This is a genomic window from Variovorax paradoxus (assembly GCA_016806145.1).
Taxonomy (GTDB): Bacteria; Pseudomonadota; Gammaproteobacteria; order Burkholderiales; family Burkholderiaceae_C; genus Variovorax.
Map to the genome: position 1 here is coordinate 2,026,567 of CP063166.1, position 12,910 is coordinate 2,039,476.

Consider the following 12,910-nt stretch of genomic DNA (forward strand, 5'->3'; position numbering starts at 1 on the left):
CCGCGCCCGTGCTTGAATCCGGCGTTCGAACGCCATCATCGTCAGGAGACCAGAACATGCATTTCCACCCCTCCCGTTTCTTCGCGCGCGCACTGCTGCCGATGCTGCTGGCCGGTGCCGCCGCCACGGCCGCCGCGCCCGACGCTCGCATCGCCGAACTGGCCGCCGCACAGAAGCAGCCGCTGCTCGATTCGCTTTCGCAACTGGTGGCCATCGAGTCCGGCAGCCGCGACCTCGAGGGCCTGGAGAAGATCTCCGACCTGATCGCCGCCAAGCTCAAGGCGCTCGGCGGCGAGGTCGAGCTGATCGACCCGAGCGCCGAGGCCTACCGCATGGAGGACACGCCCGAGAAGATCGGCCGCGTGGTGCGCGCCACCTTCAAGGGCACGGGCACGAAGAAGATCATGCTGATCGCCCACATGGACACGGTCTACACCATCGGCATGCTCAACAAGCAGCCGTTCCGCGTCGAGGGCGACAAGGCCTACGGCCTGGGCATCGCCGACGACAAGCAGGGCGTGGCCGTCATCCTCCATGCGGTGGCGATGCTGCAGGCGCTCAAGTTCAAGGAGTTCGGCACGCTCACGGTGCTGATCAACGGCGACGAGGAGATCAGCTCGCCCGGCTCTCGCGCGCTGCTCACGCGCCTGGGCGGCGAGCACGACGCGGTGCTGTCTTTCGAGGGCGCCTCGGTCAAGGACGACAAGCTCTCGCTGGCCACTGCCGGCATCGCCTCGGTCACGCTCAACGTGAGCGGCAAGGCCTCGCACGCCGGTTCGGCGCCCGAGCTCGGCGTGAACGCGCTCTACGAGCTGTCGCACCAGATCCTGCAGATGCGCGACCTGTCCGACCCGGCCACCGGCCTCAAGATGAACTGGACCATCTCGAAGTCGGGCAGCAACCGCAACGTGATCCCGGCCTCGGCCACCGCGGGCGCCGACGTGCGCGTGCTCAAGGTCGCCGACTACGACCGCATCGAGCAGCAGGTCAACGAGCGCGTGAAGAAGCAGCTGATCCCCGAAGCCAAGGTCGAGCTCAAGTTCGAGCGCCGCCGTCCGCCGCTCGAGGCCACCGATGCCTCGCGCGCGCTCGCCCAGCATGCGCAGGCGATCTACAAGGACGAGCTCGGCCGCCCGCTGGGCGCCGACGACAAGGCCGCCGGCGGCGGCACCGACGCGGCCTTCGCCTCGCTCAAGACCAAGGCGCCGGTGATCGAGCGCTTCGGCCTGCAGGGCTTCGGCGCGCACTCGGCCGATGCCGAGTACGTGCTGATCGATTCCATCGAGCCGCGGCTGTACCTGGCCACGCGCATGGTGATGGACATCGCGCGCGGCAAGACCAGCGTGCGCTGACCCCGCCATGCGGCTGCGCCACATCGAGGTCTTCAACGCCATCATGCTCACGGGCAGCGTGAGCGCGGCGGCGCGGCTCATCAACATCACGCAGCCGGCCGTCAGCCGCACGCTGCAGCATGCCGAGCTGCAGCTGGGCTTTCCGTTGTTCCAGCGCGCCAAGGGGCGGCTCACGCCGACCACCGAGGCGCTCACGCTGTACCCGCACATCGAGCGGCTGTTCGCGCAGCTCGACGAGGTGCAGCGGCTCGCGGCCAACCTGCGCGCGGGCGCCGACACCGGCGAGCTGCGCATCCTCAGCGTGCTGGCGCTGAGCTACGAGATCCTGCCGCGCGCCCTCAAGGCCTTCCGCGAGAAGCATCCGGGCTACGCGATCAGCGTGGAGTCGCTGCATTCGCCGCAGATCATGTCGGCGCTGCTGCTGCAGGAGGCCGACGTCGGCTTCGCGTTCAGCCCGGCCGTGCATCCCTCGCTCACGCAGGACACGGTGGCCGACAGCCGCATGGTCTGCATCGCGCCCAAGGGCATGCTGCCGCGCATGCTGGTGCGCAACGGCTCGGTGGCGCTGCACGACCTGGCCGAGCGGCCGGTGATCGGCCTCGACAGCCGCGACCCCGTGGGCACTAGCCTGAGCCAGGCCTGCCGCCAGGCCGGCGTGGGCTTCCAGCAGGCGGTGGTCACGGTGCAGACCTACCACGCGGCGCTGGCGATGGCGCACCACGGCCTGGGCGTGGCGCTGGTCGACGGCTGCACCGCGCGCTCGGCCGACACCTCCAAGGTCGACGTGCTCACGCTCGAGCCACACATCCCGGTGCCGATCCGCGCGCTGCGCTTCACGGGCCGGCCCGATTCGGTGGCCGTGCGCGGCATCACGCGCTGCATGCAGCAGGCGATCGTGGAGGCGGGGGTTTAGCTCTCAGGCAGCCAGCGCGGCCGCGACGCGCCGCGCCGACCCGAAGGCCAGCGTGAAGCCCAACGCGCCGTGGCCGGTGTTGAACAGCATGTTCGAGGGCGCGCCATCGAGCCGCCCGACGATCGGCAGGCCCGTGGGCGTGGCCGGGCGCATGCCGGTCCAGGGATGCAGCTCGGCCAGCCGGCTCGCGCGCGGGAACACGGCGCGCGTGGCCTCGGCCAGGGTCTGGATGCGGGTGGCGGGAATGCGCGCGTCGTGCCCCACGAGCTCGGCCATGCCCGCCACGCGCAGGCGCGAGCCGATGCGCGCGAACACCACCTTGCGCGCGCTGTCGGTCACGTTCACGGTCGGCGCCGCGCCCGGTGTCGGATCGACGTCGAGCGTGATGCTGTAGCCCTTGAGCGGATAGACCGGAAGGTAGGCGCCGAGCGCGCGACCGAGCTTGTGCGAGGCGGTGCCGAGCGCCATCACGAAGGCATCGGCCTCGATGTCGCCCGCGGCCGTGCGCACCGCGGCGATGCGCCCGCCGCTCTTCGCGAAGCCCCGGGCCTCGGTGCCGAGCTCGAAGCGCACGCCGCGCGCGCGCAGCACCCGCATCAGCTCGGCGCAGACCTTGAGGCAGTCGGCCGCGCATTCGCTGGGCGTGTAGACCGCGCCCGCGATGCCGCGCGCATAGTCGGCGAGCGCGGGCTCGATCGCCACGCATTCGTCGGGGCGCACGATGCGCTGTTCGCTGCCCATGGTGCGTTGCAACTCGAGCTGGGCACGCGCGCCGGCCAGCGCGGCCTCGCTCGAATACAGCACGAGCTTGCCGGTGGCCGAGAAGTCGCAGTCGGGCGCGGCATCGGCCTGCATGGCCTCGAAGCCGGCGCGGCTTTCGGCGGCGAGTGCCAGCAGCTTCTCGGTGGTGTCGCGCGAGGTGCGTGCATTGCAGGCCGCGAGGAAGGCCAGGCCCCAGCGCCATTGCAGCGGATCGAGCTGCGGGCGCAGCTTGAGCGGCGAATTCGGCGCGAGCAGCAGCTTCGGCAACTGCCGCCAGATCGCGGGATCGGCCAGCGGCTGCACGTACGAGTAGCTGAGCTGCGCGCCGTTGCCGCCGCTCGCCCCCGCGCCGGGGGCGGCGCGATCGACGACGCTGACCTGGTGGCCCAGGCGTTCGAGTTGCCAGGCGGTGGCCAGGCCCACGATGCCGGCGCCGAGCACGCACACATGCATGAGAGGCAACTTTCGGGAACGGGAGAGGGAAGGGGAGGGAAGGGGTGAGCCTCGACTGTAGGCGCGCCGCCGCCGGCGCGGAAATGCAAAAAGAGGCGTGGCCCATAGCCAAAGGGCATGCCCCGCCGCACGGGTTTTCCCTGCCCATAACCTTTGGGTATGGCCCAGCCCGCTATTGGAATTGCCGTCCTGAGTCACTCTTTCTTACACTGGTCCTCCTGTTCAACCTCCCTCGAAGAAGGCTCGCATGAAACTCTCCGCATTGATGGCCGCCGCCGCCACGGTCCTGCTCGCTGCCACCGGCGCCCAGGCCGCCGACACGCTGGCCAAGATCGCCGAGTCCGGCAAGATCACGCTGGCCTACCGCGAGTCGTCGGTGCCGTTCAGCTACCTCGACGGCCCCAACAAGCCGATCGGCTTCGCGGTCGAGATGTCGAACGCGGTGGTCGAGGCGGTGAAGAAGAAGCTCAACAAGCCGAACCTGCAGGTGCAGCTGATGGCCGTGACCTCGCAGAACCGCATCCCGCTGATCACCAACGGCACCATCGACCTCGAGTGCGGCTCCACCACCAACAACACCGCGCGCGGCAAGGACGTGTCCTTCGCGGTCAACCACTTCTACACGGGCACGCGCCTGCTGGTGAAGAAGTCCTCGAAGATCAAGGACTACGCCGACCTCGCGAAGAAGACCGTGGCCAGCACCACCGGCACCACCAACGCGCTGGTCATGCGCAAGTACAACACCGAGAAGAACCTCGACATGAACATCGTGCTCGGCAAGGACCACGCCGACGCGTTCCTGCTGGTGGAGAGCGACCGCGCCGTCGCCTTCGCGATGGACGACATCCTGCTGTTCGGCCTGATCGCCAACTCGAAGAACCCGGCCGACTACGAGGTGGTGGGCGAGTCGCTGCAGGTCGAGCCCTACGCCTGCATGCTGCCCAAGGATGACCCGGCCTTCAAGAAGCTGGTCGACGACACCTTCATCGGCATGATGAAGAGCGGCGAGTTCGAGAAGCTCTACACCAAGTGGTTCATGTCGCCGATCCCGCCGAAGAACCTGCCGCTGAACCTGCCGATGAGCCCGCAGCTCAAGGACAACCTCAAGGAATTCAGCGACAAGCCGGCGACCTGAGCCGCTCGCCGATCGGACACGAGGACATGGTCTCCACGCAGGTCGTAGGCATCCTGGGCGGCATGGGCCCGGCCGCGGGCGCCGACTTCGTGCGCCTGTTCGTGCAGGCCTGCGCGCAGCAGATGCGTGCGCGCGGCGAACCGGTGCGCGACCAGTCCTTTCCCGAGCACTGGCTCGCGCAGGTGCCGGTGCCCGACCGCACCGGCGCGCTGCTGTCGACCACCGAGAGCGGCGCGCACCAGCCGCTCGAGCCGATGCTGCAGGCGCTGGGCCGGCTGGCGGCGCTCGGCAGCCGCACGGTGGCGATCGCCTGCAACACCGCCCATGCCTGGCATGCGCGGCTGCAGGAGCGCTTTCCGCAGGTCGAACTGCTGCACATGGCGCGCGAGACCGCGCAGCAGCTGGCGGCGCAGGGCGCGGGCGAGGTGGCGCTGATGGCCACCGAGGGCACCTACCGCATCGGCCTCTACGAGCAGGCGCTGGCCGAGGCCGGCCTGGGCTGCCACGTGCCCAGCGAGGACGAGCGCCGCACCATCGCGCGCGGCATCTTCGAGGGCGTGAAGGCCGGCGACATGGCGCTGGCCGAGCGCTGCTTCTCCGAGGTCGCGCTGCGGCTGGCCGAACGCCACGGGCCGGTCACCATCATCATGGGCTGTACCGAGGTGCCGCTGGGGCTTGCGGGCTCGAGCGCGGTGGCGGGGCTGCGGCTGGTCGATCCGGCGCAGGTGCTGGCGGCGGCGCTGGCGCGCAGGGCCTACGAACCGCGCTGAGCGGCGAAAGGGCGTCCGCGCGGGGTCATCAACCCCGCGAACAGGGAGGACGGGCCGTTATCGCCTACATTGCGGCGTGCGTTTTTTCGCATCTTCCCGCACTGCCCCTTGTCCGACGATCCCTCACCTGGAGCCCTCTTCATGCCCCAATTCGACGACCGCCGTTCCGACCTGCAATCCGACTTCGACTCGCTGCGCCCCGGCGACAGCACCGAGCAGGGCGCGACGCGGCGCACCGCGCTCAAGGCCGCCATCGGCGTGGGCTACGCCGCCGCCGTCATGCCGGTGATGGCGCAGACCGCCATCAGCACCCCGGCCGACGGCCTCAAGGCCGGCCCGATCAAGTACACGGTCAACGGCTTCGAGGTGCCGGCCTATGCCGCGGCGCCGGCCAACAAGACCGGCCTGCCGGTGATCCTGGTGGTGCAGGAGATCTTCGGCGTGCACGAATACATCGCCGACACCTGCCGCCGCTTCGCCAAGCTCGGCTACCTCGCCATCGCGCCCGAACTCTATGCGCGCCAGGGCGATCCGCGCGGCTACACCGACATTCCCAAGCTGCAGGCCGACATCGTGAGCAAGGTGCCCGACGCGCAGGTGCTGGCCGACCTCGACGGCGCGCTGCAGTACGCCGCGGCCAACGGCGGCGACACCTCCAAGGCCGGCATCACCGGCTTCTGCTGGGGCGGCCGCATCACCTGGCTCTACGCCGCCACCGGCAAGGTCAAGGCCGGCGTCGCCTGGTACGGTCGGCTGGTCGGCCAGGCCAGCGACCTGACGCCGAAGCACCCGGTCGACATCGCCGCCAGCCTGCAGGCGCCGGTGCTCGGCCTGTACGGCGGAAAAGATCAAGGTATCCCCCTTGACACCGTTGATAAGATGAAATCGGCCCTGGCAAATGGCTCTCCGGCTGCCAAGGCTTCGAGCTTCGTCGTGTATCCCGAAGCAGGCCATGCGTTCCATGCCGACTACCGTCCCAGCTACGTCAAGAGCGCGGCCGACGACGGATGGCAGCGAGCCACCGTCTGGTTCAAAGCCAACGGTGTCGCCTGAGCGATCAGCGCCCAGGACGACCCCAGAGCCAGCTCCCGCCGAAGGCCGTCCCCGCAAGGGGCGGCCTTTTTGCTTTTAATGAATGGAACTGGGCGCATCGGGCGTCCTTATTGCGTAAGCAGCTATGAACTTGATAGTGATCATCTTGGCGACCCTGGTCGCCGGCATCGGCAGCGTGTGGCTCGCGGCGCTGCTGCTGCGCGTGGGCGTGCGCAGCGGCTCGGGCGGCGTGAATCCGCAGCACCTGCTGAGCCTGGCGGCGGGCGCGCTGCTCGCCACTGCCTTCATGCACCTGTTGCCCGAGGCCTTCGAAAGCCGCATCGAGCCCGCGCTGCTGTTCGCGGTGCTGCTGTTCGGCGTGGTGTTCTTCTTCCTGCTCGACAAGGCCGAGCTGTGGCATCACGGGCATGAGCACCACCATGGCGGCGACACGCCCGAGCACCAGGCGCAGCTCGGCCCCATCTACGACAACCACGGCCATCACGACCACGCGCACGGCCACAACCATGCGCACCACGGTCACAACCACGGCCCGCGCGCCGGCGGCTGGGCCGTGCTCACCGGCGACAGCGTGCACTGCTTCGGCGACGGCATCCTGATCGCCTCGGCCTTCATCGCCGACCTGCGCCTGGGCCTGGTCGCCGCCCTCGCCGTGCTCGCGCACGAGGTGCCGCACCACATCGGCGACCTCGTGGTGCTGCGCCAGAGTTCGGCCAACCAGCGCGCCGCGCTCGTGAAGGTGTCGCTGGCCGGCACCATGACCATGCTCGGCGGCATCGCCGGCTGGTGGCTGGTCGACCAGCTGCATGGCTGGCTGCCGTACTTCCTCGTGCTCGCCGGCAGCAGCTTCGTCTACGTCGCGCTGGCCGACCTGATCCCGCAACTGCAGAAGCGCCTGCCGATGCGCCAGACCCTCGGGCAGATCGCCTGGCTGATCGCGGGCATCGCGCTGGTCACGGGCGTGAGCCGCCTCGCGCACAGCGGTGAGCATGGCCACGACCACGGGCACAACCACGCCGCGCATGCGCACGAGGAAGGGCATGACCACGACCATGCGCACGAAGGCGAGGCCAAGCCCGAGGCGAACAAGAACTGATCGTTTGAACAGGTGCGGGCGGGCGATACGTCCCGTCACCCGCACCGTCTTCCGGATGACGCGAAATCGGCGCAACATAGGGGCCTGCTTCGCCCAGCCATCCGTGAGGAAAAGACCATGACCACCCGAGCCGCCGTCACCAGCGCGCGCCCCGCGCCGATCCCCGAGGAAGTCGACGAGGACCTCGATGCCGACGGCCTGCCCGAGGACGACTTCGATGCCGTCGACGCGGAGGCCGCCGATTCCCTGTCCGAGGAAACCGGCATCGACCTCACCGATGCCAGCGAGCTCGATGCCGACAACGTGCCGGCCGACGAGGAGTTCGACCGGGTGATGAACGCGCCCGACTGAACCGGGCCGCGGTCAGGCCGGCTCCGGCCAGGCCGCCTGCTGCGGGCGCACCGACTCGTAGAAGCGCGCCATCTGCAGCACCCCCAGATCGTCGAAGCGCCGCCCCGCGATCTGCAGGCCGATCGGCAGGCCGCTCTTCGAATGACCGCAGTTGATCGACGCGGCCGGTTGTTCCGACTGGTTGAACACCGACGTGAAGTGCGAATCCTTGAGCAGGTTCTGCGAGCCGCTGTTGATGGCCTCGGCCGCGAACGGCAGCCCGGGCGACACCGGCGACAGCACGAAATCGAAGGGCTGCGTGGCCACCACGGTGGCCGCGCGCAGCGCCTGCAGGCGCGTGAAGGACACGAACACCTCCTCGGGCGTGAGCGAGGCCGCGAACTCGGCGGCATGGTGGATGTAGTCGGCCGCCAGCTTCGCGCGCTCGGGTGCCATCGCGGCCAGGTCGACGCGGCAGCGCATGGTGAAGAAATGCGCCATACCCAGGCGCAGCTCGGGCGTGGTCCAGTCGGACAGCGGCTCGACGATGGCACCGGCCTGCTCGAACAGCCGCGCGGCCGCCAGCACGGCCGCCTTCACTTCCGCATCGATCGGCCAGCCGCCCGTGGTTTCGGTCCACAGGCCGATGCGCAGGCCCTTCACGCTGCGCTCGAGCTGGTGCCACGCGATGTCGTTCGGCGGCAGGCTCATGTAGTCGCGCGCGTCGGGCTGCGACACCACCTGCATCAGCAGCGCGGCATCGGCCACGGTGCGCGTCATCGGACCGATCACGCGCGCGGCCGCGGGTGGATCGACCGGAATGCGGCCATGGCTGGGCTTGAGGCCGAACACGCCGCAGAAGCTCGCGGGAATGCGTACCGAGCCGCCAATGTCGGTGCCCAGGTGCAGCGGGCCGTAGCCGGCGGCCGCCGCGGCACCGGCGCCCGAACTCGAGCCGCCCGTGTTGTGCGCCAGGTTCCATGGATTGCGCGTGAGCGCATGGAAACTCGATGGCGCCGCGCCCAGGAAACCGAAGTCGGGCATCGTGGTCTTGGTGACGATGACCGCGCCCGCTTCGCGCACGCGCGCGGCTGCTGGGGCGTCGGAGGTCTCGGGCGCGAGCACGGTCGCGGCGCTGCCTACCGGTTTGGGCGTGCCGCGCGTGCCGATGTTCTCCTTCAGCGTGATCGGCACGCCGTCGAGCGCGCCCTGCGGCCGGCCCTGGGCCCAGCGCGCCTCGGAAGCGCGGGCCGCCGCGAGCGCGGCTTCGGCGTCGAGCGCGTAGGTGGCGCGGATGCTCGGCTCCCAGCGCTCGATGCGTGCGAGCACGGCCTGGGTCACTTCGACGGGCGACAGCACGCGGTCGCGGTAGTGCTCGAGCAACTGGACGGCGCTCATCTCGTGCAGCGGTGTGGTCATGTCTTCGGTCTCCTTGTGGATGGATGAATGGGGCGGGGTGGTCATGCGTGACGGCGCTCAGCCGCGCCCGAAGGCGTAGCCCTGGCCCGGCGCGGCGGCCAGCAGCGTGCGCGTGTAGGCTTCCTGCGGCGACAGCAGCACCTCATGCGCCGTGCCCTGTTCGACGATGCGGCCCTTGTGCATCACGATCAGGCGGTCGCAGATCTGGCTGGCCACGCGCAGGTCGTGGGTGATGAACAGGATGCCGATCGACAGCCGCTGCTGGATCTCGGCCAGCAGCTTGAGGATCTGGTCCTGCACCGACACGTCGAGCGCCGACACGGCCTCGTCGGCGATCAGCACGCGCGGCTCGCAGGCCAGCGCGCGCGCGATGCACAGGCGCTGGCGCTGGCCGCCCGAGAACTCGCTCGGATAGCGGTGCAGCACCTCGGGCCTGAGCCGCACCAGTGCCATCAGCGCCTCGGCGCGTTGCCAGGCCTGGTCATGCGGCACGCCGAAATTCACCGGCCCCTCGACGATCGACTGGCCCACGGTGCGGCGCGGGTTGAGCGAGCGGTTCGGATCCTGGAACACCACCTGCACCAGGCGGCGGAAGGCCGAGCGCTCCGCACGGCCGCCGTGCTGCGCGATGCCGGGCACGCGGATGTCGCCGTCGGTGGGTTCGATCAGCCGTGCGATGCAGCGCGCCACGGTCGACTTGCCCGAGCCCGATTCGCCCACGATGCCCACGGTCTCGCCGGCATGCAGCCGCAGCGACACGTCGGCCGCCGCATGCACCGCGCGGCGCTTGCCGGGCCACGAGCCGCTGCGGTAGACCTTGCCGACGCCACGCGCATCGAGCAGCGGCGCCTGCCGGTCGACCGGCGGGCGCTGCACCGGCGCGAGCTGCGGCACCGCCGCGAGCAGCATGCGCGTATAGGCCTCCTTCGGGCGCCGCAGCACCTCGTCCTTCGGCCCGCTCTCGACCTGCCGGCCGAGCTGCAGCACCACCACGCGGTCGGCGATGTCCGCCACCACGCCGAAGTCGTGCGTGATGAACAGCACCGCGGTGCCGTTCTCCTGCTGCATCTCGCGGATCAGCGCGAGGATCTCGGCCTGCGTGGTCACGTCGAGCGCGGTGGTGGGTTCGTCGCAGATCAGCAGCGCCGGGCGCAGGATCAGCGCGATGGCGATCACGATGCGCTGGCGCTGCCCGCCCGAGAGCTGGTGCGGATAGGCGTCGTAGATGCGCTGGGGCTCGGGCAGCCGCACGCGCTCGAAGATCTCGAGCACGCGCCGACGTCGCTCGCTGGCCTTCAGTGTCGTGTGCTCGGCCAGGATCTCGTCGACCTGCGCGCCGCAGCGCATCACCGGGTTGAGCGCGGTCATCGGCTCCTGGAACACCATCGCCATGCGGGCGCCGCGCAGCGCGCGCAGCCGCCTCGCGTCGGCCGCCAACACGTTCTCGCCCTGCACCTCGATGCAGCCGGCCGAGGGCCGCAGCGAGGCCGGCAGCAGGCCCATCGCGGCCTGCGCGATCACCGACTTGCCGGAGCCGGATTCGCCGAGCAGGCACACGACCTGGCCCGGCATCACGTCGAAGGAGATCCCGTGCACCGCATGCGCACGGTCGGCGCCGGCCGGCAGGTCGATGGCGAGGTCGCGCACCGAGAGGCAGGGCGCGATGGAAGAGGGAGTGACGCTGGATGTCATGCCCGGCCTCCGCGCTGGTTGAACTTGGGATCGAGCGCATCGCGCAGGCCGTCGCCGAGCATGTTCACGGTCAGCACCGTGAGCGCGAGGAAGGCGCCCGGCAGCAGCACGGTCGAGGGATGCGAGGTGAAGTGCGTGCGGCCCTCGGACATGATGTTGCCCCAGGTCGGCACATCGGATGGCAGGCCGATGCCGAGGAAGGACATCACGGCCTCCACCAGCATCGCGGCCGCGCAGATGAAGGTGCCCTGAACGATCAGCGGCGCCACCGTGTTCGGCAGGATGTGGCGCAGCATCAGCTTCCAGGTCGGCGTGTCGAGCGCGACCGCGGCCTCGACATAGGGCTCCTCGCGTACCGACAGCACCACCGAGCGCACCAGCCGCGCCACGCGCGGCGTCTCGGGCACCACGATAGCCAGGATCACGGTCAGCAGGCTGGGCCGCCACACGGCCACCAGCACGATCGCGAACAGGATGCCGGGGATGGCCATCATCCCGTCCATCACGCGCATGATGAAACCGTCGAGTCGGCGGAAGTAGCCCGCGACCATGCCCACCACCAGGCCGAACCCGACCGAGCCCAGCGCCACCGCCACGCCCACCGACAGCGAGATCCGCGCGCCGTAGGCCGTGCGGCTCCAGAGGTCGCGGCCCATGCTGTCGGTGCCCAGCGGGAAGAAGCGCACGAAGCTGTCGCCCGCGAGCGTCACGAACTCGGCGCGCGCGCCCGGCGGCAGGTGCGAGTTCGCGGGGTCCATCGCATTGGGATCGATGGTGTGCAGCCAGGGCGCGGCCACGGCCAGCAGCAGCATCGCGAGCAGCAGCGCGCCGCCGATGCGCACCGCGCCGTTGGCGAGCAGGCGGCGCGATGCGGAACGCGGGCGGGGCGGAGGCGCGGCGGTGTCGGGCCCGATGGCGTCGTCGGGCAGGGAGATCGAAGTCATGGCGAAGCTTTCGATGGGAGGTCGGGAGGTCAGTAGCGGATGCGCGGATCGAGCAGCAGGTAGCTCAGGTCCACCAGCAGGTTCACCACCACGTAGACCAGAGAGAAGAACAGCGTGATGCCCTGGATCAGCGGGTAGTCGCGCGAGAGCACGGCGTCGACCGTGAGCTGGCCCAGGCCGGGGATCGCGTAGATGGTCTCGGTGACTACCACGCCGCCGATCAGACCGGCCACGCTCAGGCCGATGACGGTGGCGATCGGCACCGCCGCGTTGGCGAGTGCGTGGCGCAGCAGCATGCTCCACTCGGCGATGCCCTTGGCGCGCGCGGTGCGCACGTAGTCCTCGGTCAGCGCTTCCGACACCGAGGCACGCGTGACCCGCGCGATCAGCGCCGCATACATCACGGCCAGCGTGATGCAGGGCAGCACCAGGTTGCGCAGCCAGGGGCCGACGCCGTCGGCGATGCGGCTGTAGCCCTGCGAGGGCAGCCAGCCGAGCTGCATCGAGAACAGCCAGATCATCGCGTAGCCGGCCACGAACACCGGCACCGAGAAGCCGAGCACCGATGCGCCCATGATGAAGCGATCGAGCCGGCCGCCGCGCCGCGATGCGGCCAGCACGCCGAGCGGCAGCGCGATCAGCACGGTGAGCACCACCGTCACGGCCGCGATCGACAGCGTGGGCTCGAGCCGCTGGCCGATCAGGTCGGTCACGCTCATGCGGTAGAAGAAGGAATGGCCGAGGTCGCCGCGCAGCACCTGGCCGAGCCAGCGGGCGAACTGCACCAGGATCGATTCGTCGAGCCCGAGCTGCATGCGGATGCGCGCGATGTCCTGCGCGCTGGCCGCGTCGCCCGCGATGGCGGCGGCCGGGTCGCCGGGCGTCATGCGCAGCAGCAGGAAGACGATGACGGCCACGATCAGGAGCACGGGCGCGGTGGCCAGTCCGCGGCGCAGCAGGAAGTTGAGCATGGAGAGATCCCATGAATGAG

The 12,910-nt window shown here is 70.0% G+C and carries 12 protein-coding genes; 7 read left to right on the plus strand and 5 right to left on the minus strand.

The features are described 5' to 3' along the window. The first annotated feature begins 101 nt into the window (after positions 1–101). A complete protein-coding gene (locus tag INQ48_09235) occupies positions 102–1,352 on the plus strand; it encodes a M20/M25/M40 family metallo-hydrolase (protein ID QRF60670.1) in 1,251 nt (416 codons plus the stop codon). Between the two features lie 7 nt (positions 1,353–1,359). Next, positions 1,360–2,265 (plus strand): LysR family transcriptional regulator, encoded by a 906-nt coding sequence (locus tag INQ48_09240; protein QRF59382.1) that lies wholly within the window; start codon positions 1,360–1,362, stop codon positions 2,263–2,265. Between the two features lie 3 nt (positions 2,266–2,268). Here the strand turns inward: INQ48_09240 and INQ48_09245 are convergent, their stop codons facing one another. Continuing rightward, positions 2,269–3,480: a D-amino acid dehydrogenase gene (locus INQ48_09245; GenBank protein QRF59383.1), complete on the minus strand. Its 1,212-nt coding sequence runs from the start codon at positions 3,478–3,480 to the stop codon at positions 2,269–2,271. A gap of 247 nt (positions 3,481–3,727) precedes the next feature. Between INQ48_09245 and INQ48_09250 the strand changes: the two genes are divergently transcribed. From INQ48_09250 to INQ48_09270, 5 genes are all read left to right on the plus strand, one after another. After that, positions 3,728–4,615 (plus strand): transporter substrate-binding domain-containing protein, encoded by an 888-nt coding sequence (locus tag INQ48_09250; GenBank protein QRF59384.1) that lies wholly within the window; start codon positions 3,728–3,730, stop codon positions 4,613–4,615. 26 nt (positions 4,616–4,641) lie between these two features. Next, complete coding sequence (locus tag INQ48_09255; protein ID QRF59385.1) at positions 4,642–5,385, plus strand: aspartate/glutamate racemase family protein; 744 nt, start codon at positions 4,642–4,644, stop codon at positions 5,383–5,385. A gap of 141 nt (positions 5,386–5,526) precedes the next feature. After that, on the plus strand, positions 5,527–6,438 hold the full coding sequence (locus INQ48_09260; GenBank protein QRF59386.1) for a dienelactone hydrolase family protein: 912 nt from the start codon (positions 5,527–5,529) through the stop codon (positions 6,436–6,438). A gap of 124 nt (positions 6,439–6,562) precedes the next feature. Next, positions 6,563–7,534: a ZIP family metal transporter gene (locus INQ48_09265; GenBank protein QRF59387.1), complete on the plus strand. Its 972-nt coding sequence runs from the start codon at positions 6,563–6,565 to the stop codon at positions 7,532–7,534. 117 nt (positions 7,535–7,651) lie between these two features. Then, entirely contained in the window at positions 7,652–7,885 is a 234-nt protein-coding gene (locus INQ48_09270; GenBank protein ID QRF59388.1) for a hypothetical protein, read from the plus strand. Positions 7,886–7,897: 12 nt separating this feature from the next. Here INQ48_09270 and INQ48_09275 read toward each other — a convergent pair whose 3' ends face one another. From INQ48_09275 to INQ48_09290, 4 genes are read right to left on the minus strand one after another with little or no spacing between them, the layout of a single operon-like run. Next, positions 7,898–9,283, minus strand: coding sequence for an amidase (locus INQ48_09275; protein ID QRF59389.1), 1,386 nt, complete (start codon positions 9,281–9,283; stop codon positions 7,898–7,900). A gap of 57 nt (positions 9,284–9,340) precedes the next feature. Next, a complete protein-coding gene (locus tag INQ48_09280; protein QRF59390.1) occupies positions 9,341–10,975 on the minus strand; it encodes an ABC transporter ATP-binding protein in 1,635 nt (544 codons plus the stop codon). Then, positions 10,972–11,919, minus strand: coding sequence for an ABC transporter permease (locus INQ48_09285; protein QRF59391.1), 948 nt, complete (start codon positions 11,917–11,919; stop codon positions 10,972–10,974). The genes INQ48_09280 and INQ48_09285 overlap by 4 nt, the downstream gene beginning before the upstream one ends. A 29-nt stretch (positions 11,920–11,948) precedes the next feature. Continuing rightward, a complete protein-coding gene (locus tag INQ48_09290) occupies positions 11,949–12,890 on the minus strand; it encodes an ABC transporter permease (GenBank protein ID QRF59392.1) in 942 nt (313 codons plus the stop codon). Positions 12,891–12,910 lie beyond the last annotated feature (20 nt).

Coding starts and splice junctions, on each gene's coding strand:
- INQ48_09270 (QRF59388.1), top strand. CDS start 7,652: ATGACCACCCGAGCCGCCGTCACCAGCGCGCGCCCCGCGCCGATCCCC.
- INQ48_09265 (QRF59387.1), top strand. CDS start 6,563: ATGAACTTGATAGTGATCATCTTGGCGACCCTGGTCGCCGGCATCGGC.
- INQ48_09280 (QRF59390.1), bottom strand. CDS start 10,975: ATGACATCCAGCGTCACTCCCTCTTCCATCGCGCCCTGCCTCTCGGTG.
- INQ48_09275 (QRF59389.1), bottom strand. CDS start 9,283: ATGACCACACCGCTGCACGAGATGAGCGCCGTCCAGTTGCTCGAGCAC.
- INQ48_09245 (QRF59383.1), bottom strand. CDS start 3,480: ATGCATGTGTGCGTGCTCGGCGCCGGCATCGTGGGCCTGGCCACCGCC.
- INQ48_09290 (QRF59392.1), bottom strand. CDS start 12,890: ATGCTCAACTTCCTGCTGCGCCGCGGACTGGCCACCGCGCCCGTGCTC.
- INQ48_09235 (QRF60670.1), top strand. CDS start 102: ATGCTGCTGGCCGGTGCCGCCGCCACGGCCGCCGCGCCCGACGCTCGC.
- INQ48_09285 (QRF59391.1), bottom strand. CDS start 11,919: ATGACTTCGATCTCCCTGCCCGACGACGCCATCGGGCCCGACACCGCC.
- INQ48_09240 (QRF59382.1), top strand. CDS start 1,360: ATGCGGCTGCGCCACATCGAGGTCTTCAACGCCATCATGCTCACGGGC.
- INQ48_09250 (QRF59384.1), top strand. CDS start 3,728: ATGAAACTCTCCGCATTGATGGCCGCCGCCGCCACGGTCCTGCTCGCT.
- INQ48_09255 (QRF59385.1), top strand. CDS start 4,642: ATGGTCTCCACGCAGGTCGTAGGCATCCTGGGCGGCATGGGCCCGGCC.
- INQ48_09260 (QRF59386.1), top strand. CDS start 5,527: ATGCCCCAATTCGACGACCGCCGTTCCGACCTGCAATCCGACTTCGAC.